Raw genomic sequence first — 25,395 nt, 5'->3', positions numbered from 1 at the left:
AAAAGTCTAAAATGGAATAGAAATCAGTTAAATACATATTAGGGGAGTAGGATGTATATGAAAATTCAAGAAATCCGTGAAATTATCAAATTGGTAGATGGATCATCTATCGAGGAATTCTCTTACGAATTTGAAGGCGTTAAAGTCAAAATGAAAAAGAGCGGCTCAGGCACAGTACAGCCAAGCGCCAGCTCATCCATCCAGGCACCCCAAGCATCGAAAGCTGCAGAAGCGCCAAGTGCTCCAGCACCTATAAAAGAGCCGAAAGCTGAAGAGTTGGTATCAGAAGAAGCACCGGAAATTCCAGTTGACAACGATTCCGAATACCACAAAATCCTTTCTCCAATGGTTGGTACATTCTACGAATCACCATCGCCGGACGAAGCTGCTTATGTACAAGTTGGAACAAAAGTTACAGCTGATCAAGTCGTCTGCATCGTCGAAGCAATGAAATTATTCAATGAAATCGAAGCGGAAGTGGATGGGGAAATTGCAGAAATTCTTGTAAAAGATGGTCAACTTGTTGAATATGGCCAACCTTTATTCCTCGTGAAAGCAAACTGAGGAAAGGGGAGATGGCAATGAAGACGATGAAAAAAGTATTGATTGCGAACCGTGGAGAAATTGCGGTCCGGATCATCCGTGCCTGTAAAGAAATGGATATCAAGACGGTCGCAGTTTACTCAGAAGCCGATAAAGAAGCGCTGCATGTTGAACTTGCAGATGAAGCGTATTGTATCGGTCCGAAATTATCGAAAGACAGCTATCTGAACTTTTCCAATATCATGTCGGTTGCCAAACTGACGAATTGTGACGGCATTCATCCGGGATACGGGTTTTTAGCTGAAAACGCAAGCTTTGCGGAATTATGTGAAGCTTGCGATATCATGTTTATCGGCCCGACAGCGGATGCAATTTCACGGATGGGCACAAAAGACGTGGCGCGTGAAACGATGCGTAAAGCGGGCGTGCCTGTCGTACCAGGTTCTACCGGTATTGTGGCCAGTGAAGAAGATGGATTGCGCATTGCGGATGAACTTGGATTCCCAGTCATCATCAAAGCAACCGCTGGCGGCGGCGGGAAAGGGATCCGCGTGGCACGTACGCGCGAAGATTTCATCACCGGCCTGAAAATGACACAAAAAGAAGCAGCAGCAGCATTCGGCAATCCGGGTGTCTACATCGAGAAATTCATTGAGGATTTCCGCCATATTGAAATCCAGGTGCTTGCGGATTCCCATGGCAATGCCATTCATTTAGGCGAGCGTGATTGCTCCATCCAGCGCCGCATGCAAAAATTGGTTGAAGAAGCGCCATCACCAGCCCTGTCACCTGAATTGCGTGCGGAAATGGGCGACGCGGCAGTAAAAGCGGCTTTGGCTGTCAACTATCGCGGAGCCGGAACGGTGGAATTCATTTTTGACGCCGTCAACCAGAAATTCTATTTCATGGAAATGAACACACGCATCCAGGTAGAGCATCCGGTAACGGAAATGATTACAGGGATTGACTTGATCCAGCAGCAATTGCGGGTGGCTTCCGGTGAAACGCTGGCCTATAAGCAAGAAGATGTCGTCTTTAAAGGCTGGTCAATCGAATGCCGCATCAACGCGGAAAATCCGGCAAAGAACTTTATGCCATCGGCTGGGAAAATCGACATGTACCTGCCGCCGGGCGGCATGGGCGTGAGAATTGACTCGGCCATGTACTCGGGATATACCATTCCGCCGTATTATGATTCCATGGTGGCCAAACTGATCACGTTCGCCGATACGCGCGAAGAAGCAGTAGCGAAAATGAAGCGTGCTTTGGATGAATTCGTCATCGAAGGTGTGTTTACGACGATTCCGTTCCATTTGAAATTAATGGACCACGAAGTATTCAAATCAGGAGATTTCAACACGAAATTCCTTGAAAAATACGATGTGCTGGGATCTTAAGGAGGAACTTTTCAAATGGCAGAAAAAACAGCACCTTATCTACGCATGAAATCACATGGAGCACAGGACTTGGGCAATATCGAAGTGGCTCCGGAAGTTCTGGAAATCATCGCAAGCATTGCTGCGACAGATATTGAAGGAGTTGCCAGTATGCGCGGCAATTTCGCGTCCGGCGTTGTCGAACGTTTAGGAAAGAAAGTCCACGGCAAAGGCATCAAAACCGATTTGTCTGAAGAAGGGCTGGCGATTGATGTTTATTGCGTCATCAATTACGGCGTATCGATCCCGAAGACGGCTTTAAAGATTCAAGAACAGGTTCGGCAGACGCTGGAAAATATGACTTCTCTTCAAACACAGGAAGTGAACGTCCATATTACCGGCGTCAATTTCGAGCCCCAGGCAGCAGAATAAGCAGCGAGGCTGTCCCAAAGTCCTAACAATGGCTTCGGGACAGCCTTCTCTTTGTTTTTGCCGGCTAAACCCAAAATATCCCTGCAGCAGACCTGGACTTCGGGGAGGCCGTTGAACTATTGACCGAACATTTCAAACATGGAAGTTCAGCTGGAATACCTGTATAATGAGGGGTAATTAGCTGTGAAAAGGAGATCCGAGACAATATGAAACGACACGAAGCACGTGAAAAAGCGCTTCAGACCTTATTTCAATTAGAGGGCACTGAACTGACCATCGATGAGGCTATGGACCATGTGATGGCTGGAGAAAATGATAATTTCTATAGTTTGCTGGTGCAGGGCACCCACGCCAATATGGCGGAAATCGATGAAAAGCTTATTGGCCATTTGGAAAACTGGTCATTGGAACGTTTGCCAAAGATTGAACGGACGATTCTTCGCATGGCCATCTTTGAACTGGGCTATATGGAAGATGCCCCATCACGCGTCATCATGAACGAAGCGATCGAACTGAGCAAAACCTTTGGGGATGATAAATCCAGCCGGTTTGTCAATGGGGTCCTGTCGAAGTTTACTGACGAAACAGCAAATTAATTGGGGGAGTTTACATGACTGCAACATTGATTGATGGAAAAGCGGTAAGCCAGAAAATTAAAATCCAGGTAAAAGAGCGCGTAGAAAAGTTAGCGCAGCAGGGGATCGTTCCGGGGCTTGCCGTTGTGCTGGTCGGGGAAAACTCCGCCTCCCTTACATATGTTAAAAACAAGAAAAAGACTTGTGAAGCACTCGGAATGCGTTCTGATCTTCACCAGTTTCCAGACACCTTGACCGAGCAGGAATTGCTTGAGAAAATAGAGCAACTAAATCAGGATCCGCAAATCCACGGAATTCTTGTCCAGTTGCCGCTGCCAAAACAAATCGATGAATTTAACGTCATTTCGGCAATCAGCCCTGAAAAAGACGTGGATGGATTCCATCCGATTTCAGTCGGCAATATGATGATCGGCAAAGATGCCTTCCTGCCATGCACGCCATATGGCATTATGGAGCTGTTGTCCCATTATGGCATCGATCCCGCGGGCAAACATGCGGTTGTGATCGGCCGCAGCAATATCGTCGGCAAACCGATTGGCCAGCTGCTGCTCCAGAAGGATGCAACCGTGACCTACTGCCATTCCAAAACCAAGGATTTGGCGCATTTCACAACACAGGCCGATATTCTGATTGCCGCTATCGGCAGAGCTAAGTTCATCGATCATACGTTCATCAAACCGGGTGCTGTCATCATCGATGTCGGGATGAACCGGGACGAGAACGGTAAGCTCTGTGGGGATGTCGATTTCGACGATGTTCAGGAAACTGCTAGCTTTGTGACGCCGGTTCCAGGCGGCGTCGGACCGATGACCATAGCGATGCTGATGGGAAATACATTGGAATCCGCTGAAAAAGGGTTACGAAAGACAAAATAGTCATAAGCATGTAAAATAAAGAGCAATAGGGCTGTTTTTCGAAAGAAAGACAGCTTTTTAAATTCACAGACAGGGGTTGAAAGTGTGTCAACCGACCCATATTTGAGTGTCAAAGCATTAACCAAATACATAAAAAAGAAATTTGATGCCGATCCTCATCTGCGTGATGTCTATGTCAAAGGTGAGCTGTCGAATGTCAAAATTCATACCAGCGGCCATATTTATTTCACATTAAAGGACAATGCCGCACGGCTGCCGGGCGTTATGTTTTCAGCTAGCGCCAAGTCTGTTAAATTCAAGCCGGAAAGCGGCATGACCGTGCTGATCCGCGGGGATGTCTCAGTTTATGAAGCATCCGGCCAATATCAATTGTATGCGCAGTCGATGCAGGCTGACGGCATCGGTGATTATTACCTGGCATTTGAACAGTTAAAAGAGAAATTGGCAAAAGAAGGGCTGTTCCAAGCTTCCCATAAGAAGGCTTTGCCTCGTTTTCCAAAACGGATTGCGGTGGTGACTGCCCAGACGGGTGCCGCCGTGCGCGACATCATCATCACGCTGCATCGCCGTTATCCACTGGCAGACGTGGTGCTGTATCCGACACTTGTCCAAGGGGCAGGTGCGACGCAATCCATCGTTCAGTCGATCCAGTCCGCCAATAAAGGCGAATTTGATGTATTGATCGTAGGTCGTGGCGGCGGGTCGATTGAAGATTTATGGGCATTCAATGAAGAAGCTGTGGCGCGGGTCATCTTTGATTCGCGGATTCCGGTCATTTCTGCCATCGGCCATGAAACCGATACGACCATCGCTGATTTCGTGTCGGATCTTCGGGCCGCAACACCGACCGCCGCCGCAGAGCTTGCCGTGCCGAGCCAGGCAGAACTTCTGGAGCGCCTATCAAACTACCGCAGCCAAATGTACCGGACCGTTTCAGGAACCGTCAATCAGCAAAAACAGGCGTTAGGTCGATTAACGTCATCATTTCCGCTGGCTTATCCGGAACGCCTTTACCGTCCCTTCATTGAACGTGTCGAGCGTGCCACTGAGTCGCTGCAGCGGGAATCCATGCAGCATTTAAACCGCTCAAAAGAACGCTGCCGGACGCTGGATCAGCAATTGAAATCCCGTGTGCCGCTGCAGCGGATCCGACAGTCTGAAACAGACGTGGCGGAACTTGCGAGAAGGCTTGATTACCAGATGAACGGATTGCTGAAGAACCGCTCACAGCAGCTGTCTTCAGCAATCCGTACGCTAGATGCGCTGAGTCCGCTGAAAATCATGGATCGGGGCTATTCGATTCCCTATATAGAAGGAAACGTCGTCAAAAGCGTAATGCAGGTGAAGACGGGCGACCGTCTGACGATAGCGATGCAGGATGGCACGATCCAAACGATTGTCGATGCTATAAATCCAGCAAACAAAGGAGACTGAAACGATGGCTGAAAAGAAAATCATGTTCAATGATGCAATGGAACAACTGGAGGAAATCGTCCGCCAGCTTGAGCAAGGAGATGTGCCGCTTGAACAGGCACTGACACTTTACCAGAAAGGCATGGAGCTTTCTAAAGTCTGCCATGATAAATTACAGAACGCGGAAAGCCAATTGGTGACAATGATGAAAGACGGCAAAGAAGTGCCGGCTGACATAGAAATGGACGGGAATGCCAAATGAACTTAACCGAATTCCGTGCCCATTATGAACCTCTTATCCAACAGCAAATGGCTGAACAAATCCTGTCCTTGTCGATTCCCGATTCGCTGAAGGAATCGATGCATTATTCGCTGCAGGCTGGAGGGAAACGAATCCGTCCAATTCTGCTGCTGGCAGTTCTTCATGAACTGAGCGGCCAGGAACATCCGGATGCGCTGAAAGTGGCGGCTGCGATTGAAATGATCCACACTTACTCGCTGATCCATGATGATTTGCCAAGCATGGATGATGACGATCTGCGCCGCGGCATGCCAACCAATCATAAAGTGTTTGGGGAAGCCGTCGCCATTCTTGCCGGCGATGCACTGTTAACCTACAGTTTCGGCATCGTCGCGCGTCTGCAGCATGTTTCAAGCGATGATAAAGTGCGCTTGATCGATTTGATGAGCGTTTCTTCAGGAGCTGAAGGAATGGTCGGCGGACAGGTGCTGGATATCGAAGGCGAAGAAAAGCAATTGACGCTGGAAGAACTGGAGCAGGTTCACCGCTTGAAAACTGGTGCGTTGCTGACCTACAGCATCCTGGCCGGCGGCATTTTAGCGCAGGCTTCAAATGAAGAGATTGTGGCACTCAGCCGGTTCGGTGAGCATCTGGGACTTGCTTTCCAGATCCAGGATGATATTTTGGATGTCACCGGAACTTCACAGGAACTGGGGAAAACGGCTGGAAAAGATGAATCCAGCGAAAAGAGTACTTATCCGGGTCTATTAACATTGCCGAAAGCAAAGGAAAAGCTTGAATATCATGCTTCTGAAGCTATCAAAGCACTTGAAAAACTGAGCGGCGAAAAAACATTGCTATTGCAGTTGACAAATTTGATTGTCGAAAGAAAAAGCTGATTTTAAAGGCTCTGATTTGTACATTCGCTGTGTATTGATATAATATGAACAGACAGTCTGAAGGAAAATTTTTATAAAAAGGTGCGTGATGGCAATGGATCTTCATTCGATTACTGGTCCATCTTTCTTAAAAGAGCTGACCACTAAACAGCTTGAAGTATTAAGCGAAGATATAAGACGATTTCTAATAGAGAACTTATCAAGAACGGGCGGACATATCGGTCCGAATCTTGGCGTAGTGGAACTGACAGTTGCGCTTCACAAAGTATTCGACAGTCCGTCAGACAAACTCCTCTGGGACGTGGGGCATCAGTCTTACGTACATAAAATCCTGACAGGAAGAGCCAGCCAATTTGACACTTTGCGTCAATTCAAAGGCCTGTGCGGATTTCCAAAACGCAATGAAAGCGACCACGATGTCTGGGAAACCGGCCATAGCTCGACTTCATTGTCTGCGGCAATGGGAATGGCTGCAGCCCGTGATATCAAAAAAGATACCAATCATGTCATCCCGATCATCGGTGACGGGGCATTAACGGGCGGTATGGCTTTTGAAGCACTGAACCACATTGGACACGCGCAGACGGATATGATCGTCATCCTCAATGACAACGAAATGTCCATCGCTCCAAACGTCGGTGCCATGCACAGCATGCTCGGCCGGATGCGGACTGCCGGAAAGTACAATAAAGTCAAAGACGATTTGGAATACCTATTGAAGAAAGTTCCTGCGGTCGGCGGCAGACTTGCGTCTACAGCTGAACGCGTGAAGGATTCGTTGAAATACCTGGTGGTTTCCGGAATGTTCTTCGAAGAAATGGGCTTTACTTATTTGGGGCCAATCGATGGCCACGATTTGGAAGAGTTGGAAGAAAACTTGCGTTATGCCAAGAAAACAAAAGGACCTGTCATGCTTCATGTTGTTACGAAAAAAGGCAAAGGCTTTTTGCCTGCTGAACAGGATCTGATTGGCACATGGCATGGCATCGGACCGTATAAGATGGAAACCGGTGATTTAGTGAAATCCTCTTCGAAAGCACCATCATGGAGCGGTCTTGTGGCGGAAACTGTCCGCAAACTGGCACGCACAGATGAGCGGATTGTGGCCATTACGCCTGCCATGCCGGTCGGCTCGAAATTGGAAGGGTTTGCTTCTGAATTCCCTGAGCGCATGTTTGATGTCGGGATTGCCGAACAGCATGCGACTACGATGGCTGCGGGGCTTGCCACGCAGGACATGAAGCCATTTCTCGCTATCTATTCAACATTCCTGCAAAGAGCATACGATCAGGTGGTCCACGATATTTGCCGCCAAAATCTGAATGTCTTTATCGGGATTGACCGTTCAGGCTTAGTTGGAGCCGATGGCGAAACGCATCAAGGCGTATTTGATATCGCGTTCCTGCGCCATTTGCCGAATATGGTCATCATGATGCCCAAAGATGAAAATGAAGGCCAGCATATGGTCAAAACAGCGATTGATTATAACGGCGGCCCGATTGCCTTGCGTTACCCAAGAGGCAATGGCTTAGGCGTGCCGATGGACGAAGAGCTCCAGGCATTGCCAATCGGCTCATGGGAAGTGCTGAAACAAGGAACTGATGCAGTGATCCTGACTTTCGGTACGACCATTCCAATGGCCATGAATGCCGCGGAGCAATTGCTCGAGCAAGGCATTTCTGCTGAAGTAGTAAATGCCCGCTTCATCAAACCGATGGATCAGGCGATGCTGCATACAATATTCGAGCGCAAGATTCCGGTATTGACGATCGAAGAAGCTGTTCTGCAAGGCGGATTCGGCAGTGCTGTTCTGGAATTTGCACAGGAAAATGATTACCGCGAGTCTGTTATAGATCGAATGGGGATTCCGGATCACTTTATCGAACATGGTGATGTTTCTGAATTGCTGGATGAGATTCATCTCAACAGCGATGAAGTCGTCCGTGTCGTTAAAAAATGGACACAATCCAAAAAACAGGCAGGCTCGATTATTCTATGAATAAACCCAAAAAAGAACGTGTAGATGTCCTGTTGGTCGAACGGGGCATCTGTGAAACACGTGAAAAAGCAAAACGGGCCATTATGGCCGGAATCATCTATTCAGATACTGAACGCATGAACAAGCCGGGTGAAAAAATTCTGTATGAAGCCCCGCTGCAGATGAAAGGCAATGATTTGAAATACGTCAGCCGCGGGGGCCTGAAGCTTGAAAAGGCCTTACAGGAATTTGATTTATCGGTTGACGGAAAATTGATGCTGGATATCGGTTCATCGACAGGCGGCTTTACGGATTGTGCTCTTCAAAACGGCGCGAAGCATTGCTACGCACTTGATGTCGGCTATAATCAATTGGCCTGGAAGATTCGGCAAGATGAACGTGTGACCGTGATGGAGCGGGTGAATTTCCGCCATTCCAAACCTGAGGATTTTACAGAGGGGCTTCCGGAATTTGCCACGATCGATGTTTCATTTATTTCGCTGCGCATTATTTTTCCAGTCTTGAAGCAGGTTCTGGTTCCAGGTGGTGATGTCATCGCATTGGTGAAACCCCAGTTTGAAGCCGGGAGAGAAAATGTAGGGAAAAAAGGAATCATCCGTGATCCGAAAATACACCGCGACGTATTGAATAAAGTCGGTAAATTTGCAGTCGATTCCGGTTTTCATGTAAAGAACATGTCTTTTTCACCGATTACCGGTGGAGAAGGCAATATTGAATTTTTATTCCATCTTCAATCCAGTGCTGAAGGCAGTGAAATCGCCGAAGTTTCTGAATCGGTAGTTAACGAAACGGTCAAGGCAGCGCATGAATTGTTGTAAACACATTCCAAATGGGATGTGTTTTCTTGTCTAATGTATGATATAACTGTAGAATATTAAGTATATGGAATAATTATTCACTCAAGGGGGAACACCATGAACAAGGGACAACGTCACATCAAAATACGCGATCTCATTTCAAATCGTGAAATCGAAACCCAGGACGAGCTCGTGGACCTGTTGAAATCAGCCGGTTATGAAGTGACACAAGCTACTGTATCGCGTGATATAAAAGAATTGCATTTAGTGAAAGTGCCATTGCAGGACGGCCGCTACAAATACAGTTTGCCTGCGGATCAACGCTTTAATCCGATGCAGAAACTTCATCGTGCACTGACAGATGCATTTGTCAGCATTGACGGTGCCAGCCATTTTCTGGTCATGAAGACATTGCCCGGCAATGCGCACGCCATCGGATCACTGATTGACCATTTGGACTGGGAAGAAATTCTTGGCACCATCTGTGGCGACGATACCTGCCTGATCATTTGCAGAGACACTGAACATCGTGAAATTTTAAGACAGCGTTTAATCGAAATGCTTTAAGAAGAGGTGAACGGATATGCTTCGGGAATTAGATATACGCAATTTTGCCATTATCGATGCCCTGACCGTCAGTTTTTCTGAAGGGCTGACTGTTCTGACAGGGGAAACCGGTGCCGGTAAATCCATTATTATTGATGCTGTCCATCTTTTGGCTGGTGGACGGGGAAGCCAGGAGTTTATTCGGCACGGCGCAAAAAAGGCTGAAATCGAAGGGCTGTTTTCGTTGGAAGACGAACAGCATCCGGTATTCCGCAGATTAGAGGAATTCGGCATCTCCTGGAGTGATGGCGATATTTTATTGCGCCGTGAATTGAATGACAAAGGGAAAAATGTCTGCCGCATCAATGGCAAACTGGTGACCATTTCCATTCTGCGTGAAGTCGGCGCATCACTGATTGACATCCACGGGCAGCATGAGACGCAGGAATTGATGGATGAGAAACAGCATCTCTACCTGCTTGATCAATTTGCCGGCAAAAGCCTGGCCAAGTCTAGGGAAAGCTATAACCAAACTTTCGATAGATACACGAAATTAAAACGGGAATTTTCATCCTATACCGAAAACGAACAACAGATTGCCCAGCGCATCGATTTATTGACATTCCAGCTGCAGGAGATCGAAGCAGCGGAATTGGTGTTGGGTGAAGAAGAAGAACTGGTGTTGGAGCGCAAAAAACTGCAGAATTTCAACAAGATCTATGAATCCATTTCAGCAGCGCATGAAGCGATTCAAGGTGAAAGCAAAGGCTTGGACTGGATCGGCTCAGCCATGTCCGAACTTGAGCACGCGGCGGCGGTGGATGAAACCTTCACTGGATCTTCAGAAACCCTGTCGAGTGCTTTTTATCTTATTCAAGATACAGGCACTGAAATCAAGCGGATTTTGGATGATATGGAATTCGATCCTGCCCGATTAAATGAAATTGAACAGCGCTTAGCGGCTATTCAATCCTTAAAAAGAAAATATGGCGCTTCTGTTGAAGACATTTTGCTGTATCATGAAAAGCAGACAGACGAGTTGGATAAATTGGTCAACCGCGATCAGCGCTACCAGTTAGATCAGGAAAAGTTGAAAGAATTAACCGAAGATTTGCGTATTGAAGCGGAAGAGCTCACGATCCTCCGCAAAAAAGCCGCGAAAAGCCTGGGCAAGGCGATCATGGAGCAGCTGAAGGAATTACATATGGCTAAGGCCTCGTTTGAAGTAAACTTTGCTGTATTGCCGAACGGTCGATTCGACCGGAATGGCCATGACGCGATTTCCTTCTATATTTCGACAAATCTGGGGGAACCGCTGAAACCTTTGACCAAAGTGGCTTCAGGCGGGGAATTGTCCCGTATGATGCTGGCATTGAAAACCATCTTCTCCAAGCATCAAGGCATCACTTCGATTATTTTCGATGAAGTGGATACAGGCGTCAGCGGACGGGTGGCACAGGCGATTGCAGAGAAGATTGCTGCCATTTCGGTCCACTCCCAGGTCCTATGCATCTCGCATTTGCCGCAAGTCGCGGCAATGGCCGACCAGCACCTGTTTATTGAGAAGAGGGTCGATAAACAGCGGACGACCACTTCGGTCACCGAACTGGATGGACGTGAACGCACAGAAGAAATGAGCCGGATGCTGTCAGGGGCCGAAATAACGGACCTGACACTGCAGCATGCGCAAGAACTGTTGTCGCTCGCGGCAGATCGTAAATTGTTGATGAAATAAGCCAGTAGGGCAGTCGGGGGAGTAAGGGCCGCGTTGCCGGAAGGCTGTACCGGAATCTGCCAGAGTCAGTCACCAAGGAGAGAGTCGAATGGACAAAATAAAAATCGCAATTGCAGATGATAATCGCGAATTGGTTGGACTGATGAAAGATTATTTAAATGCACAACCCAATATGGAAGTGGTGGATGTTGCCTATAACGGCAAGACCTGCATCGAAATGCTTCAGAACCAAACAGTTGATATATTATTGCTGGACATCATTATGCCTTTTCTTGATGGCATAGCCGTTCTGGATGCCATCAAGGAAAACGGTGATCTGCAGGCGATTGATGTGATCATGCTGTCTGCTTTCGGGCAGGAATCGATCATGAGCCAGGCTGCTGAATATGGTGCCTCCTACTTTATCATGAAGCCTTTTGAAGCCGATCGTCTGGCCGTGCAGATCAATCATATTATGAATGCCCGGACCGGAATGCCAGGTCATTCCGGAAACAAACTGACGAAAGAAGACCGCATCACCAATATCGTTAAAGATATCGGCATTCCTCCTCATCTGAAAGGTTATAATTATTTGAAGGAAGCGGTCTCTTTAGTATTGGAGCAACCGGAAATTCTGAATAAAGTTACGAAGGCGCTGTATCCAGGAATCGCCTCCAAGTTTGATACGACTTCGACGCGGGTCGAACGGTCGATTCGCCATGCAATTGAACAGGTATGGAATCGCCACGAAACTGTCGAGCATATCTCTAAAATCTTTGGCTACAGCGTAGCGCATTTAGAATCCAAACCGACCAATTCCGAATTTATCGCAATGGTCGCAGATAGTCTGCGGCTGAAAATGCGGAATGAATCGCATGAATAAAATCTTTTGAAAATTTCCTGCCAATGTTTACTGGCAGGAAATTTTTTTATTTTTTTGCTGCTTGCATTTGTACCGTGAGTGGACCGATTTTTTGGAATCAATTCATTTTTGGAGAAGAAAAAAGGGTTTAAGAACAACGCATTAGAGGAAAAGGTTAAGACGCCGTTTTTCTTGCCAGAAGAAAAACAAGTCACCTTTATTGATGCGAAAACCGGCAAATCCAGCAAAGTGAAAAGAGGCGGACGCAATTGCAATTGATCAGGCAAATTGATGACTATTTTTTGGGGAACGGCGAAGGGACCGTCGTCGACCGGTTGTATTTTTACGGCGTTTATTGTGTGAGTCTTCTGATTGCGTTTTTCACAATGCTGTCCCTGTAACGAAAAAAACGAATAGCCTTTAGCTTTCCAAACCAATGAAGTGTTTATTCGTTGGTTTTTTAGCCGTTTTATCGATGGGGAAAGGTAATGATTTGCATCAGGCCGAATCGATAAAAGTATAGATAGAATACCTGGTTTTTGATATAGTGATACTTAATACCCCAATGTGAGGGTTTTTCATAAGGAAAATTGACCAGAGGAGTTTGATGATGAAAAAAACAATAGTTTATCTGGCGGCTGCGTTTATAGCTCTTGCCCTTATTGTTATGGGCACACTTAAGGTTTCGGACAAACAGGAAAACTCGGGAAGTTCGAAAACTGCCGAAGTATCGGATGAAGAAGCGATAGAAAAAAGCACCAAGAAAATGGATGGCTTGGAATTTGCCCAATCGGTGCCGAACGATGCATCGGAAGCAAAGTTATTGGCCATGATGCATAAAATGACCCATCAAAAAATTGTAGCTTCTGAAAAATGGGGATTGATCCGTATGAATGAGGAGTCCATCGCTAAAGCCAAAGAGATTTTAATGGATTCTGATTTTAATTCAAAAGAAGATCTGTTGGAAATCATCGGGCGGTGGGAAAATGGCCAATTTGCCCAAGTGGACGAAGATCATAATTTCATTTGGGGACTGCAGGGCGGCAGCATCGGACGGGCTACAGGCATTTTGAGCGAACAACAGGAAAAGGAATTCATCGAAAATAACTTTGCTGCCGAATAAAATTTTGGAATCCGGTTTTTGACCGGATTTTATTGTTTCAACCTTTCAATGTAACATCTTACATAAGGTTAATTTCGAAAAAATCAAAAACGTAATAAGAAATCAAAGGGGAGCAGCAACCCGAATAACCGGAAAGGCTTTCAGTCGCTGGCGAAAAATGATAAAATAGAGGAGAAACTATCAACAAACGGACAGTAAAGCCGTAATAAGAGCCGCTTTATTGGTTCAGTGTATTTCAGAAATGGAAGAGGATGATTTTATTGTCTGAAGTCAAAGTGTATGGACACCGAGGCGCTTCAGGATATGCATTGGAAAATACGTGGAATGCTTTTTTAAAGGCGTGTGAATTTGGCGTCGGCATCGAAATGGATGTACAGATCACCAAAGACGGGGTTGTGGTCGTCTACCACGATAACAACTTGCGGCGTCTGACTGGCGTTGATGCGGGCATTGAGACACTTGCTTATGAGGAGATAAAGGAACTGCGGGTCGGCAGGAAATGGATGCGGAATTTCCAGCATCATCAAATGCCGCTGGCTTACGAAGTATTTCAATGGGCGAAAAAAAAGAAGATTCCATTGAATGTGGAGTTAAAGGATTCTTTTGCGAAAAATCCGAAAGGGCCTCAAATTCTGGCCGCCATGCTGGAAGGGATGGAAGACCTCCATTTGTCTTCTTTCAATCCGCAGCTGTTGAAGAAGATGAAGAAATTGATGCCTTCAACGGAAATGGCCTGGATCATCAAAAAGAACGCACAGATTTCCCACATTCAAGAGATGGACTGGGTGGACAGCATCCACCTTCATAAACGGCTTCTTGCCAAATCCTTATGTGACGACATCCTGAAGCTGGACAAGAAGGTTCGGTTATACGGAGTCCTTGGATCAGAGTCGCTTATAGATCGTCTGGATCCGCAAATGGTCGGAATCATCACCAATTACCCGGATCGGGTCAAAAGAAAAATTGCGTCTCCCCTTATGGGGTAGACGCAATTTTTTATTTCTGGAATCTTTTCGAAACGTTCCCTTTTTTGCGGTCGCGGTTCAGCAGGAATCCTGCAAAAAAACCGATGCCGAGAACGACAAATGCTGTGCCGAAAGTAAATTGGAGCCAAAGAGCCGGGAATGGCTCAAGCAATTTATTGAACAAGGTATCACGCATCAATTTAATGCCATACGCCGCCATGATTCCAGGGATCAGCAAGATGATAAACGCCACTAGACGACCCATATTTCCACATCCTTCTGTATCTATTGTTTCCAATTCCGTTAAAGTTGTCAAGAAAACCTTCCTGATGTAGGCTTGAAATATACGTGCAATTACTTGCAGAACAGTAAAGAGGGGTTGAAGAAAATTGCAAACGGTACTGATTGTGGGTGGCGGTGTCGGGGGCTCCGCCATTTTGAACACTCTTTTGGAAACTGATTATTTGAAAGTGCGTGGCGTTGTGGACTTGAATCCGGAGGCGTCTGCCGTATTGACGGCAAAATCCCAGGGCGTTCCGGTCGCGGAAGATTACCGGAATTTCGACAAGTCGGACATCGATATCGTCTTTAATGTGACAGGCAGCAATTCTCTCCATCAGGAGCTGCAAGGGCATTTCCTGAAAAACACCGTCATCATTCCCGGCAGCCTTGCGAATGTGTTTGTTCGTTTGCTGGAGGAGAAGGAACATTTCATCAATCGCCTCAGCAAAGAAATCCACCGGGAGAAAATCATCTTTAACTCGATAGAAGAAGGCATGATCGGCATCGACAAAACGAGCCACATTACTTTCATCAATAAAAGTGCAGCGCGAATGCTGGAAGTGGCGGCGGATGAAACGATCGGCCGGCACATTCACGAGTTTATCTCCTTGAGTGAATTGCCAAGGATCTATGAAACCGGACGCGTTGAATTGAACAAGGAACTGGAGTTGGAGAATGGTTCGACAATTGTCACTTCCCGTTTTCCGATGATCGATGAAAACGGAGAGACAATCGGAGCGTTCGCGGTATTCAAGGATATCACCGAAGTTGTCGCGTTGGCGGAAGAAATCACGGATCTGAAAGAAATTCAGACGATGCTGGAAGCCATCATCCAATCCAGCGATGATGCGATTTCTGTTGTGGATGAAAAGGGCAATGGCCTGCTCGTCAATCCGGCCTATACACGGATTACCGGGCTTCAGATGAAGGATGTCATCGGCCAGCCGGCATCTGCAGATATATCTGAAGGGGAAAGCATGCACCTTAAAGCCTTGCAGACACGGAAACCGGTGCGCGGCGTCAATTTGAAGGTCGGCCCGTCGAACCGTGAAGTCATTGTCAATGTTGCGCCGATCATTGTCGATAACAAACTGAAGGGCAGTGTCGGCGTCATCCATGATACGACCGAAATCCGATCCTTGATGAAAGAGTTGGACCGTGCCCGCAGCATTATCCGGACATTGGAATCCAAATATACCTTTGATGACATTATCGGCTTGTCGTCAGAAATGCAATTATCGCTGCAGCAGGCGAAACTGGCGGCCCAAACGCTGGTGACCGTCCTCTTGCGCGGTGAATCGGGTACCGGCAAAGAGCTTTTTGCGCATGCCATCCACAGTGCGAGTGAGCGGAAATACAATAAATTTGTGCGCGTCAATTGCGCTGCGCTGTCCGAAGAATTGTTGGAAAGCGAGCTGTTCGGCCATGAGGAAGGGGCGATTCCTGGTATCAAAACCGGAGAAAAGCGCGGCCTTTTTGAAGAAGCAAATAACGGCAGTATTTTTCTGGATGAGATCGGTGAGCTGTCATCTGCGCTGCAGAGCAAGTTGCTGCGTGTGCTGCAGGAGCATGAAACCTTGCGCATCGGCGGAACCAAACCCATCCCTGTCAATGTGCGGGTGATCGCTTCAACAAACGCCAATATGGAAAAGGCGTTGCTGGAAGGCAAGTTCCGTGAAGATCTGTATTACCGTTTGAACCGGATGCCGATCCTTATCCCGCCACTGCGCAATCGGAAGCAGGATATTCCGCGGATCGTCGAACGGCTGTTGCTGAAGTTGAACCAGGAGTATGGCCGCAGCGTTGAATCCATCTCTGACAAAGCCCTGCATTATTTGCGCGTCTACGATTGGCCCGGCAATGTCAGGGAGCTTGAGAATGTGTTGAGCCGGTCGATGATTTTTATGCAGATGAACGATCGGATCTTGACCGAAGAACATATTCCGCTTAATATGCTGCGAATTCCCGAAGCGAAAAATGAAGTGGTTATCCAATCTTCTGTGTCGTTGCAGGAGCAGTTGGAAACGGTCGAGCGCGGAATTCTTCATCACGCATTAACTCAATTTAACGGCAATAAATCCAAGACGGCAAAACAATTAGAGATCTCTCTTCGGACTTTGTATTATAAATTAGAGAAATACGGATTGGCGTAAGCGATTTTGCAAGTTTTTGCAGGGTTTTGCAAGAATTTGCAAAGTATTAGAGCTGAAAACATGAATAAAACGCTTTCATCCCTTATAAACCGCCATTCATTCTGTTTTAATTAAGGAGAATGAGGTGAGCGAGAGTGGCCACATTAAACCAGTTAATTGAAAAGGTGCCAATCGGTTTCGACCGGACGGTGGCAGTTGCTGCAGCGGCTGATTTGGCTGTGTTGCAAGCCGTCAGCATGGCTGTCGGCCGAAAGATGGCGCATTTCCATCTATATGATGATGAATTGGCAACAACAGCAATGATGCGGGAACATTTTCCTCAGCTGCTCAATCATCCCCATGTTCAGCTCCATCATGTCAGCTCTGTGGCAATGGCTGCAGAAGAAGCGGTGAAATCAGTTTTCAGGAATGATTCCGATATTCTGATGAAAGGCCAGATTGCAACGGCCGTGCTGTTGAAAGCCGTATTGAATCCGATATATGGTTTGCGGACTGGTTCCGTCATGTCACATATCGCCGCTTTTGAAGTCGCTGGTTTCGACAGGCTGATTTTCGTAACGGATGCGGGCATGCACATCCAACCTGATTTACCTCAAAAAGTACAAATCATTCAAAATGCTGTTCAAGTAGCACGTGCGCTCGGTGTTGAAATGCCGATCGTCGCACCATTGGCAGGGGTGGAAGTAATCAATCCGAACATGCAAGCCACCCTTGATGCGGCAGCGTTAACTGCGATGAACCGGCGTGGCCAAATCAAAGACTGCATTGTGGACGGGCCCTTTGCGCTCGATAATGCAATATCCATTGATGCGGCCAAACATAAACGAATAGCAGGCGACAATGCCGGCAAAGCCGACATCCTGCTTGTTCCAACTATTGAATCCGGCAATATCCTGTATAAATCACTGGTCTTTTTTTCGAATGCGAAAGTCGGCAGCATTGTGGCGGGTGCGAAAGCGCCGATTGTTTTGTCGTCACGTGCCGACAGCGCCGAAAGTAAATTATATTCATTGGCTTTGGCCATTTGTTCATCATCAACTTCAGGAACAACTATTAGGAGGAATTGACAATGGAAATTTTCAAGAGAATGGAACAGGGCGACTACGAACAATTGGTTTTCTGCCAAGATAAGAACTCAGGGCTTAAAGCCATCATCTGCATCCATGACACTACACTCGGACCGGCACTTGGCGGAACGCGCATGTGGAATTATGCAACAGAAGAAGAAGCGATTGAAGATGCGATCCGCCTTGGCCGCGGAATGACATATAAAAATGCTGCAGCCGGTTTGAACTTGGGCGGCGGCAAAACAGTTATCATCGGTGATCCCTTGAAAGACAAGAACGAAGAGATGTTCCGCGCGTTCGGACGTTTCATCCAAGGATTGAATGGCCGCTATATAACTGCTGAAGACGTTGGAACAACAGTTGCGGATATGGATTTGATCCATGAAGAAACTGATTATGTAACAGGCATTTCACCGGCCTTCGGTTCTTCGGGCAACCCGTCACCGGTAACTGCTTACGGCGCATACATCGGCATGAAAGCTGCTGCTCTTGAAGCATTCGGCGACGATTCGCTGGAAGGCAAGACAGTAGCTGTGCAAGGCGTTGGGAATGTTGCTTACCCACTTTGCGAATACCTTCATAAAGAAGGCGCGAAATTGATCGTGACAGACATCAACCAAGAAGCAGTTCAACGTGCTGTTGATGCGTTCGGCGCAACTGCAGTTGCACCAAATGACATCTACTCACAGGAAGCAGATATTTTCGCACCTTGTGCAATGGGCGCCATCATCAACGACGACACCATCCCACAATTAAAAGTGAAAGTGGTTGCTGGATCTGCCAATAACCAATTGAAAGAAGAGCGCCATGGCGATGAGCTTGAAGCACGCGGCATCGTTTACGCACCTGATTTCGTCATCAACTCTGGCGGCGTCATCAATGTTGCGGATGAATTATACGGCTACAACAACGAACGTGCGATGAAACGCGTCGAAACCATCTATGACAGCATCACCAAAATCTTTGCCATTTCCAAGCGGGATAATGTCCCTAGCTATATTGCGGCAGACCGCATGGCTGAAGAGCGCATTGACCGTGTCCGCAATTCAAGAACCCAGTTCCTAAGAAACGAACACAATATTTTAAGCAGAAGATAAATAACGTTCAGCAGGTGAAAATAAATGGCTCACCTGCTGTTTTTCTCTAAAATAATAGCGGTTCTGACTAAGTACCATTCCGGAGAAAAAATTAGCAGGTTTCACTAATAAGGAAGAAATGGGGGATCGATGTGCAAAAACAGCCCAATCGCATTCTAGTCATTAACCCTGCTTCCAATTCGACTAAAATCGGCGTTTTTGACAACGATATCCTGATTATGGAAAAGACGATAAGCCATTCTGCGCAAGTTCTAGCAGAATTCCCAAGTATCTCCGACCAGCATCTTTTCAGGAAACACACCATTCTCGAAGCGCTGGACGAAGAAGGCATGAATGTCTCCAATCTGGCAGCCGTTTGTGGAAGAGGCGGTTTACTGCGTCCGATTCAAGGCGGAACCTATGCAGTCAACACGGGCATGATAAATGATCTCCGGGAAGGGTATTCAGGGCAGCATGCGTCCAATTTAGGCGGCATCATCGCATTTGAAATTGCAGATGGCCTGAATATCCCGGCATTTATCGTCGATCCGGTAGTGGTTGATGAATTGGAGCCGATTGCACGCATTTCCGGCTTTTCCCTAATTGAACGCAAGTCCATTTTCCATGCACTCAACCAAAAAGCAGTGGCTCGGCGGTATGCCAATAAAGCAGGCCGTGCCTATGAGGACCTGCGATTGATCGTCAGTCATATGGGGCGAGGCATTACGGTCGGAGTCCATCAGGGCGGGCGCGTGATTGATGTCAATAATGGCCTGCATGGGGACGGCCCGTTCAGTCCTGAACGAGCCGGAACAGTACCGGCAGGCGATTTAGTGGAATTATGCTTTTCCGGACAATTCAGCCGTCAAGAAATCATGAAGAAATTAGTGAGACAAGGCGGATTGTACGCCTATTTGGAGACTAGTGATGTAGTCAAGGTGGAGAAACGCATTCGAAATGGCGATAAAACAGCAGAATTGATTTATCAGGCGATGGCTTATCAAGTTGCCCGTGAAATTGGCGCTGCCAGTGCAGTCCTTAAGGGGCAGGTCGATGCCATCATCCTGACCGGTGGACTGGCTTATGGTAAAGACTTTGTTGAAGCGATTTCTGAGCGGGTCAACTGGATTGCCGATATTGAGATCCAAGCAGGCGAAAATGAACTTCAAGCTCTGGCAGAAGGTGCTGCCCGGGTATTGAATGGAGAAGAACAAGTAAAAATCTACCCGTTTTAATTGACGGAAGAAACCTTCAATCAGTGGGGAATACAAACATTTCCATTGGCTATTGAAGCAGAAATAAGGAGGACAAATCTATGGCTCAAAATTACGATGTCGTCATTTTAGGCGGCGGGACAGGCGGATATGTCGCCGCAATTCGCTCTGCGCAATTGGGATTGAAAACAGCAATCGTCGAAAAAGGCGAACTGGGCGGTACTTGTTTACATAGAGGCTGTATCCCAAGCAAAGCATTGCTCCGCAGTGCGGAAGTTTATGCGACCACCAAAAATCACGCAGCTGATTTTGGTGTTCAGACGGGTGAAGTCTCATTGGATTTTGCGCGTGTCCAGCAACGCAAACAGGGAATCGTCGACCAATTGCACGCAGGTGTTCAAGGGTTGATGAAAAAAGGCAAGATTGATGTCTACGAAGGCATCGGCCGAATCCTTGGGCCTTCCATTTTTTCGCCGAACGCAGGAACTATTTCTGTAGAGATGAAAAATGGGGAAGAAAATGAAATGCTGATTCCGAACAATGTCATTATTGCAACGGGATCACGCCCGCGCACGCTGCCGGGTCTGACCATTGACGGCGAGTTTGTCATGAGTTCCGATGAGGCATTGAAAATGGAAAGCCTGCCGCAATCGATCCTGATTGTCGGAGGCGGTGTCATCGGCATCGAATGGGCATCCATGCTCAATGATTTTGGTGTTGAAGTGACGGTCCTTGAATATGCGGACCGCATCATTCCCACAGAAGACAAAGACATCTCCAAGGAAATGTTGAAACTTTTGAAGAAAAAAGGCGTCAAGTTTGCGACGAGCGCAAAAGTGATGGCGGATACATTGGAAACAGGCGAAAATGGCGTAACGATCCAAGCGGAAATCAACGGCAAAAACGAAAGTTTTTCTGCTGAGAAAATGCTGGTTTCTGTAGGCCGCCAAGCGAATGTTGAAAACATCGGCATCGAAAATACGGACATCATCGTCGAAAAAGGCTTTATTCAAGTGAAAAAATCCTTCCAGACAAAAGAATCCCATATCTATGCAATAGGTGATGTGATCGGCGGCCTGCAATTGGCCCATGTCGCATCACATGAAGGCATTACGGCCATTGAACACATTAAAGGCAACAACCCGCATGCCATCGATTATGATCTGGTGTCGCGCTGCATTTATTCCAATCCGGAAGCGGCAAGCGTCGGCATCACGGAAGACCAGGCAAAAGAAAAAGGGCATGACGTCAAAGTTGGCAAATTCTCTTTTAAAGCCATCGGCAAAGCGCTGGTATACGGTGAATCTGATGGGTTTGTCAAAATTATTGCAGATAAAGAAACAAACGATATTCTCGGCGTCCATATGATTGGTCCGCATGTTACGGATATGATTTCAGAAGCAGGCCTGGCAATGGTACTGGACGCCACTCCGTGGGAAATAGCCGAAACGATCCATCCGCACCCGACGCTTTCAGAGGTTATGGGCGAAGCGGCTTTGGCAGTTGACGGCAAAGCAATTCATAGTTGAAGGAGGAAAAACAATGGCTTCTAAACATGAAGAAATCGGTTTGACGAACGATGATTTACTGAAAATGTATGAAACGATGTTGATGGCACGCCGCGTGGATGAACGCATGTGGCTCTTGAACCGCGCAGGAAAAATCCCATTCGTGATTTCATGTCAGGGGCAGGAGGCAGCACAAGTTGGTGCCGCTTTCGCTCTCGATAATACACAAGATTATATCGCCCCTTATTACCGCGATATCGGAGTGGTCCTGCACTTTGGCATGACACCAAAAGATTTGATGCTTTCTGCGTTTGCCAAAGCGGAAGACCCGAACTCAGGCGGACGCCAGATGCCTGGACACTTCGGGCAGAAGAGCAATCGCATCCTGACGGGATCTTCACCGGTTACGACACAATTGCCGCATGCAGTGGGTGTCGCTTTAGCAGGGAAAATGAAGAAAAAAGATTTTATTACATTCACGACGCTCGGTGAAGGGTCTTCTAACCAAGGAGATTTCCATGAAGGCATGAACTTTGCAGGCGTCCATAAATTACCGGTGGTCATCATGGTCGAAAACAATAAATACGCAATATCAGTTCCGGTTGAACGCCAACTCGCGAGCAAGAACGTTTCAGACCGCGCCATCGGCTACGGCATGCCGGGTGTGACGATTGACGGCAATGATCCGATCGAAGTCTACAAACATGTGAAAGAAGCAGCTGACCGTGCGCGTCGCGGTGAAGGCCCAAGCCTGATCGAAACCGTCTGCGAACGGATGACAGCCCATTCTTCAGATGATGACCATCGCCAATACCGCTCAGCAGATGAATTGGCTGCGCAAAAATCAACAGATCCGATCCTGACTTTCGGTGCTTACCTGAAAGAGAACGGCATCCTGAACGATGAACTTGAAAAAGACATCAACGACCGCATCATGGTTACGGTCAATGAAGCGACGGATTACGCGGAAAATGCTCCATATGCAGAACCGGAGCATGCGATGAAATACGTCTATGCCGAAGAAGGGGGAGACGAATAATGGCTATTATGTCTTATATTGATGCCATCACGCTTGCCATGAAAGAAGAAATGGAGCGTGACGAAAACGTCTTTGTCCTCGGAGAAGATGTCGGTAAAAAAGGTGGGGTCTTTAAAGCGACACAAGGCCTTTACGATCAATTCGGTGAAGACCGCGTTTTGGATACGCCACTTGCGGAGTCGGCAATTGCCGGCGTTGGAATTGGAGCAGCGATGTATGGATTGCGCCCGATTGCAGAAATGCAGTTTGCGGATTTCATCATGCCTGCCATCAACCAAATCATTTCTGAAGCATCCCGAATCCGTTACCGTTCAAATAACGATTGGTCCTGTCCGATTGTTTTCCGCGCCCCTTTTGGCGGCGGCGTACACGGTGCCCTTTACCATTCCCAGTCTGTGGAAGCGATCTTTGCGAACCAGCCTGGATTGAAGATTGTTATTCCGTCCACTCCGTACGACGCGAAAGGCCTCTTGAAAGCGGCCATCCGCGATGATGATCCTGTTATGTTCTTTGAACACAAACGCGCTTACCGCCTGATCAAAGGTGAAGTGCCGGAAGAAGATTATACGATCGAAATCGGCAAAGCGGACGTTAAACGCGAAGGCGAAGACATCACCGTCATCACCTACGGACTGGCTGTGCACTTTGCCTTGCAGGCTGCAGAGCGCCTGGCGGAAGACGGAATCTCTGCGCACATCCTTGATTTGCGCACGATTTATCCACTGGACAAAGAAGGCATCATTGAAGCCGCTAAAAAAACCGGCAAAGTGCTGCTGGTCACAGAAGACAATAAAGAAGGAAGCATCATCGGAGAAGTAGCGGCGATCATCGCTGAAAATTGCCTGTTCGATTTGGATGCCCCGATCAAACGTCTCGCTGGACCTGATATCCCGGCAATGGCCTACGCGCCGACCATGGAAAAATTCTTCATGATCAACCCGGATAAAGTAGAAAAAGCGATGAGAGAATTGGCGGAGTTTTAAAAAGAAAAGCGAAAGCAGCCGTTTAGTCCCGACAAGCGCTGGAAGCTTTCCTGGTAATGGCGTTCTTTGCCATTGCCGGGAAAGCTGAAGCGACTCGAGGGACTGGCTGCTGGAGCTGGACAACGAGAAAAGCGTAAGCGGCCGTTTTGCTCCGATAGGCGTAAGACAAACCGGCGAAGTGGCGTGTTTTCAGCCGCATAGCCGGAGTGGCTTACGACCCGAGGAGCAGGCCGCTGAAGCTGGACAATGAGAAAAGCAGAGGTGCCCATGTAGCTCTGCCCGGCAAAAACGCTCCTATAGAACAAACAGATACCATCAAGTAAAGGAGGAATTCCCTTGGCTATTGAAAACATCAGAATGCCCCAGCTGGGCGAAAGCGTAACAGAAGGCACCATTGAAAAATGGCTCGTCCAGCCAGGTGATCATGTGAATAAATACGATCCGCTAGCGGAAGTCAATACAGATAAAGTGACTGCTGAAGTACCTTCATCATTTACTGGAACCATCAAAGAACTGGTCGCTGCAGAAGGCGAAACTTTGGCGGTCGGCGAAATCGTCTGCACCATCGAAACTGAAGGCGGCGATGCTGCACCTGTAGAGGAAGCAAAACCGGCCAGTGGAGACAAAGCGACTGAAATGCCGGCAGCCGGCGCGAAGCCGACTGACAAGCTGGAGGGGACAAAAGGATCTTCCCAGCCCGTGAAGCCATCTGGATCAAAAGGCCGCTATTCACCAGCTGTACTCCGTCTAGCTCAGGATAACGATATCGATTTGGCGCAGGTGGAAGGCTCAGGAAACGAAGGGCGCATCACACGCAAAGATTTGATGTCGTTGATCGACAGCGGCAATATCCCGAAAGCGGGAGATGCCCCTGCAGCTCAAACGCAGACTCTACAAACCGAACAGCCGGCAACGCAAACAGCACCTGTACAGGAAGCGCCGAAAGCTGCTGCTGCGCCGATTGAAAGTGCACCTGGAGATATTGAAATTCCAGTGACGGGTGTCCGCAAAGCGATTGCTGCCAATATGCTGAAGAGTATACACGAAGCTCCGCATGCCTGGATGATGATCGAAGTGGATGTCACCAACCTGGTTCAATACCGTGATTCCATCAAAGGTGAATTCAAGAAAAAAGAAGGATTCAATATCACCTATTTCGCTTTCTTCGTCAAAGCTGTTTCACAAGCTTTGAAAGAATTCCCGATGATGAATTCGATGTGGGCTGGAGATAAAATCATCCAGAAAAAAGACATCAATATTTCCATCGCTGTCGCTTCAGACAACGCCTTGTTTGTTCCGGTCATCAAGAATTCGGATGAAAAATCGGTCAAAGGCATCGGCAAGGAAGTCAATGAACTGGCGCTCAAAGCGCGTTCAGGCAAATTGAAATCCGCCGATATGCAGGGCGGAACGTTTACGGTCAACAACACAGGTTCATTTGGTTCTATCCAGTCGATGGGCATCATCAATCATCCTCAGGCAGCCATCATGCAGGTGGAGTCGATCGTTAAGCGTGCGGTCATCATGGACAACGGAATGATTGCAGCGCGCGATATGGTCAACCTTTGCTTATCACTTGATCACCGTGTACTTGACGGACTTGTATGTGGCCAATTCCTGGCGCGCGTCAAAGAAATTTTAGAGAATATGTCAAAAGAAAATACGTCTGTTTATTAAGAAAAGCTGGAGTCT

General features: G+C 47.5%; 25 protein-coding genes. 24 read left to right on the top strand and 1 reads right to left on the bottom strand.

What is annotated here, in order from left to right:
* Positions 1 to 57 precede the first annotated feature (57 nt).
* From accB to AC1MEO_RS04525, 16 genes are all read left to right on the top strand, one after another.
* Positions 58 to 564 carry an acetyl-CoA carboxylase biotin carboxyl carrier protein gene (gene accB, locus AC1MEO_RS04600; protein WP_480334637.1) on the top strand — a complete coding sequence of 169 codons (507 nt, stop codon included), beginning with the start codon at positions 58 to 60 and terminating at the stop codon, positions 562 to 564.
* A 26-nt stretch (positions 565 to 590) separates the two neighbouring features.
* Positions 591 to 1,940: an acetyl-CoA carboxylase biotin carboxylase subunit gene (gene accC, locus AC1MEO_RS04595; protein WP_480336028.1), complete on the top strand. Its 1,350-nt coding sequence runs from the start codon at positions 591 to 593 to the stop codon at positions 1,938 to 1,940.
* Between the two features lie 15 nt (positions 1,941 to 1,955).
* The gene (locus tag AC1MEO_RS04590; RefSeq protein ID WP_480334636.1) at positions 1,956 to 2,351 is read left to right on the top strand and encodes an Asp23/Gls24 family envelope stress response protein; all 396 of its coding nucleotides are present in this window, start codon (positions 1,956 to 1,958) and stop codon (positions 2,349 to 2,351) included.
* Positions 2,352 to 2,557: 206 nt separating this feature from the next.
* Positions 2,558 to 2,947 (top strand): transcription antitermination factor NusB, encoded by a 390-nt coding sequence (gene nusB / locus AC1MEO_RS04585; protein ID WP_480334634.1) that lies wholly within the window; start codon positions 2,558 to 2,560, stop codon positions 2,945 to 2,947.
* Positions 2,948 to 2,961: 14 nt separating this feature from the next.
* Positions 2,962 to 3,822, top strand: coding sequence for a bifunctional methylenetetrahydrofolate dehydrogenase/methenyltetrahydrofolate cyclohydrolase FolD (folD, locus tag AC1MEO_RS04580; protein WP_480334633.1), 861 nt, complete (start codon positions 2,962 to 2,964; stop codon positions 3,820 to 3,822).
* Between the two features lie 84 nt (positions 3,823 to 3,906).
* The gene (gene xseA, locus AC1MEO_RS04575; RefSeq protein ID WP_480334631.1) at positions 3,907 to 5,256 is read left to right on the top strand and encodes an exodeoxyribonuclease VII large subunit; all 1,350 of its coding nucleotides are present in this window, start codon (positions 3,907 to 3,909) and stop codon (positions 5,254 to 5,256) included.
* 4 nt (positions 5,257 to 5,260) lie between these two features.
* On the top strand, positions 5,261 to 5,497 hold the full coding sequence (xseB, locus tag AC1MEO_RS04570) for an exodeoxyribonuclease VII small subunit (RefSeq protein WP_142827851.1): 237 nt from the start codon (positions 5,261 to 5,263) through the stop codon (positions 5,495 to 5,497).
* On the top strand, positions 5,494 to 6,375 hold the full coding sequence (locus tag AC1MEO_RS04565) for a polyprenyl synthetase family protein (RefSeq protein WP_480334629.1): 882 nt from the start codon (positions 5,494 to 5,496) through the stop codon (positions 6,373 to 6,375). Before xseB ends, AC1MEO_RS04565 begins: the two co-directional genes overlap by 4 nt.
* 94 nt (positions 6,376 to 6,469) lie before the next feature.
* On the top strand, positions 6,470 to 8,374 hold the full coding sequence (gene dxs, locus AC1MEO_RS04560; protein WP_480334628.1) for a 1-deoxy-D-xylulose-5-phosphate synthase: 1,905 nt from the start codon (positions 6,470 to 6,472) through the stop codon (positions 8,372 to 8,374).
* Positions 8,371 to 9,192, top strand: a complete 822-nt coding sequence (locus AC1MEO_RS04555) for a TlyA family RNA methyltransferase (RefSeq protein ID WP_480334627.1) — start codon at positions 8,371 to 8,373, stop codon at positions 9,190 to 9,192. The genes dxs and AC1MEO_RS04555 overlap by 4 nt, the downstream gene beginning before the upstream one ends.
* A 96-nt stretch (positions 9,193 to 9,288) precedes the next feature.
* Positions 9,289 to 9,738, top strand: a complete 450-nt coding sequence (gene ahrC / locus AC1MEO_RS04550; RefSeq protein ID WP_006830434.1) for a transcriptional regulator AhrC/ArgR — start codon at positions 9,289 to 9,291, stop codon at positions 9,736 to 9,738.
* A gap of 16 nt (positions 9,739 to 9,754) precedes the next feature.
* The gene (gene recN, locus AC1MEO_RS04545) at positions 9,755 to 11,452 is read left to right on the top strand and encodes a DNA repair protein RecN (protein ID WP_480334625.1); all 1,698 of its coding nucleotides are present in this window, start codon (positions 9,755 to 9,757) and stop codon (positions 11,450 to 11,452) included.
* A gap of 88 nt (positions 11,453 to 11,540) precedes the next feature.
* Positions 11,541 to 12,314 carry a sporulation transcription factor Spo0A gene (gene spo0A, locus AC1MEO_RS04540; protein ID WP_480334624.1) on the top strand — a complete coding sequence of 258 codons (774 nt, stop codon included), beginning with the start codon at positions 11,541 to 11,543 and terminating at the stop codon, positions 12,312 to 12,314.
* Between the two features lie 108 nt (positions 12,315 to 12,422).
* Positions 12,423 to 12,572: a hypothetical protein gene (locus AC1MEO_RS04535; protein ID WP_480334623.1), complete on the top strand. Its 150-nt coding sequence runs from the start codon at positions 12,423 to 12,425 to the stop codon at positions 12,570 to 12,572.
* Between the two features lie 331 nt (positions 12,573 to 12,903).
* The gene (locus AC1MEO_RS04530) at positions 12,904 to 13,416 is read left to right on the top strand and encodes a DUF6241 domain-containing protein (protein WP_480334622.1); all 513 of its coding nucleotides are present in this window, start codon (positions 12,904 to 12,906) and stop codon (positions 13,414 to 13,416) included.
* Positions 13,417 to 13,676: 260 nt separating this feature from the next.
* A complete protein-coding gene (locus tag AC1MEO_RS04525) occupies positions 13,677 to 14,402 on the top strand; it encodes a glycerophosphodiester phosphodiesterase (protein ID WP_480334621.1) in 726 nt (241 codons plus the stop codon).
* Between the two features lie 10 nt (positions 14,403 to 14,412).
* Here AC1MEO_RS04525 and AC1MEO_RS04520 read toward each other — a convergent pair whose 3' ends face one another.
* The gene (locus tag AC1MEO_RS04520; protein WP_480336026.1) at positions 14,413 to 14,646 is read right to left on the bottom strand and encodes a DUF2627 domain-containing protein; all 234 of its coding nucleotides are present in this window, start codon (positions 14,644 to 14,646) and stop codon (positions 14,413 to 14,415) included.
* Between the two features lie 124 nt (positions 14,647 to 14,770).
* Between AC1MEO_RS04520 and AC1MEO_RS04515 the strand changes: the two genes are divergently transcribed.
* The 8 genes from AC1MEO_RS04515 to AC1MEO_RS04480 all read left to right on the top strand — a co-directional run bounded on the left by AC1MEO_RS04515 (position 14,771) and on the right by AC1MEO_RS04480 (position 25,380).
* Positions 14,771 to 16,816, top strand: coding sequence for a sigma-54 interaction domain-containing protein (locus AC1MEO_RS04515; protein ID WP_480334620.1), 2,046 nt, complete (start codon positions 14,771 to 14,773; stop codon positions 16,814 to 16,816).
* A 134-nt stretch (positions 16,817 to 16,950) separates the two neighbouring features.
* Positions 16,951 to 17,883, top strand: coding sequence for a phosphate butyryltransferase (gene yqiS / locus AC1MEO_RS04510; RefSeq protein ID WP_480334619.1), 933 nt, complete (start codon positions 16,951 to 16,953; stop codon positions 17,881 to 17,883).
* A gap of 2 nt (positions 17,884 to 17,885) precedes the next feature.
* The gene (locus tag AC1MEO_RS04505) at positions 17,886 to 18,980 is read left to right on the top strand and encodes a Leu/Phe/Val dehydrogenase (protein WP_480334618.1); all 1,095 of its coding nucleotides are present in this window, start codon (positions 17,886 to 17,888) and stop codon (positions 18,978 to 18,980) included.
* Positions 18,981 to 19,111: 131 nt separating this feature from the next.
* A complete protein-coding gene (buk, locus tag AC1MEO_RS04500; protein ID WP_480334616.1) occupies positions 19,112 to 20,194 on the top strand; it encodes a butyrate kinase in 1,083 nt (360 codons plus the stop codon).
* An 80-nt stretch (positions 20,195 to 20,274) separates the two neighbouring features.
* Positions 20,275 to 21,702 (top strand): dihydrolipoyl dehydrogenase, encoded by a 1,428-nt coding sequence (gene lpdA, locus AC1MEO_RS04495; RefSeq protein ID WP_480334614.1) that lies wholly within the window; start codon positions 20,275 to 20,277, stop codon positions 21,700 to 21,702.
* A gap of 13 nt (positions 21,703 to 21,715) precedes the next feature.
* A complete protein-coding gene (locus AC1MEO_RS04490) occupies positions 21,716 to 22,720 on the top strand; it encodes a thiamine pyrophosphate-dependent dehydrogenase E1 component subunit alpha (protein ID WP_480334613.1) in 1,005 nt (334 codons plus the stop codon).
* A complete protein-coding gene (locus AC1MEO_RS04485; RefSeq protein WP_480334612.1) occupies positions 22,720 to 23,703 on the top strand; it encodes an alpha-ketoacid dehydrogenase subunit beta in 984 nt (327 codons plus the stop codon). Before AC1MEO_RS04490 ends, AC1MEO_RS04485 begins: the two co-directional genes overlap by 1 nt.
* Before the next feature lie 336 nt (positions 23,704 to 24,039).
* On the top strand, positions 24,040 to 25,380 hold the full coding sequence (locus AC1MEO_RS04480; RefSeq protein ID WP_480334611.1) for a dihydrolipoamide acetyltransferase family protein: 1,341 nt from the start codon (positions 24,040 to 24,042) through the stop codon (positions 25,378 to 25,380).
* Positions 25,381 to 25,395: the final 15 nt, after the last annotated feature.

Source organism: Planococcus sp. BI3, assembly GCF_056680115.1.
The sequence above is the reverse complement of the archived record's forward strand: the minus strand, read 5'-3'. Positions and strand labels throughout refer to the sequence as shown.

Excerpts from the sequence above, each read along its gene's own strand:
- AC1MEO_RS04485 (WP_480334612.1), top strand. The coding sequence starts at position 22,720 with ATGGCTATTATGTCTTATATTGATGCCATCACGCTTGCCATGAAAGAA.
- accB (WP_480334637.1), top strand. The coding sequence starts at position 58 with ATGAAAATTCAAGAAATCCGTGAAATTATCAAATTGGTAGATGGATCA.
- lpdA (WP_480334614.1), top strand. The coding sequence starts at position 20,275 with ATGGCTCAAAATTACGATGTCGTCATTTTAGGCGGCGGGACAGGCGGA.
- ahrC (WP_006830434.1), top strand. The coding sequence starts at position 9,289 with ATGAACAAGGGACAACGTCACATCAAAATACGCGATCTCATTTCAAAT.
- nusB (WP_480334634.1), top strand. The coding sequence starts at position 2,558 with ATGAAACGACACGAAGCACGTGAAAAAGCGCTTCAGACCTTATTTCAA.
- AC1MEO_RS04555 (WP_480334627.1), top strand. The coding sequence starts at position 8,371 with ATGAATAAACCCAAAAAAGAACGTGTAGATGTCCTGTTGGTCGAACGG.
- AC1MEO_RS04490 (WP_480334613.1), top strand. The coding sequence starts at position 21,716 with ATGGCTTCTAAACATGAAGAAATCGGTTTGACGAACGATGATTTACTG.
- xseB (WP_142827851.1), top strand. The coding sequence starts at position 5,261 with ATGGCTGAAAAGAAAATCATGTTCAATGATGCAATGGAACAACTGGAG.
- AC1MEO_RS04590 (WP_480334636.1), top strand. The coding sequence starts at position 1,956 with ATGGCAGAAAAAACAGCACCTTATCTACGCATGAAATCACATGGAGCA.
- recN (WP_480334625.1), top strand. The coding sequence starts at position 9,755 with ATGCTTCGGGAATTAGATATACGCAATTTTGCCATTATCGATGCCCTG.
- folD (WP_480334633.1), top strand. The coding sequence starts at position 2,962 with ATGACTGCAACATTGATTGATGGAAAAGCGGTAAGCCAGAAAATTAAA.
- AC1MEO_RS04530 (WP_480334622.1), top strand. The coding sequence starts at position 12,904 with ATGAAAAAAACAATAGTTTATCTGGCGGCTGCGTTTATAGCTCTTGCC.
- AC1MEO_RS04520 (WP_480336026.1), bottom strand. The coding sequence starts at position 14,646 with ATGGGTCGTCTAGTGGCGTTTATCATCTTGCTGATCCCTGGAATCATG.
- accC (WP_480336028.1), top strand. The coding sequence starts at position 591 with ATGAAAAAAGTATTGATTGCGAACCGTGGAGAAATTGCGGTCCGGATC.
- AC1MEO_RS04565 (WP_480334629.1), top strand. The coding sequence starts at position 5,494 with ATGAACTTAACCGAATTCCGTGCCCATTATGAACCTCTTATCCAACAG.
- spo0A (WP_480334624.1), top strand. The coding sequence starts at position 11,541 with ATGGACAAAATAAAAATCGCAATTGCAGATGATAATCGCGAATTGGTT.
- AC1MEO_RS04505 (WP_480334618.1), top strand. The coding sequence starts at position 17,886 with ATGGAAATTTTCAAGAGAATGGAACAGGGCGACTACGAACAATTGGTT.
- dxs (WP_480334628.1), top strand. The coding sequence starts at position 6,470 with ATGGATCTTCATTCGATTACTGGTCCATCTTTCTTAAAAGAGCTGACC.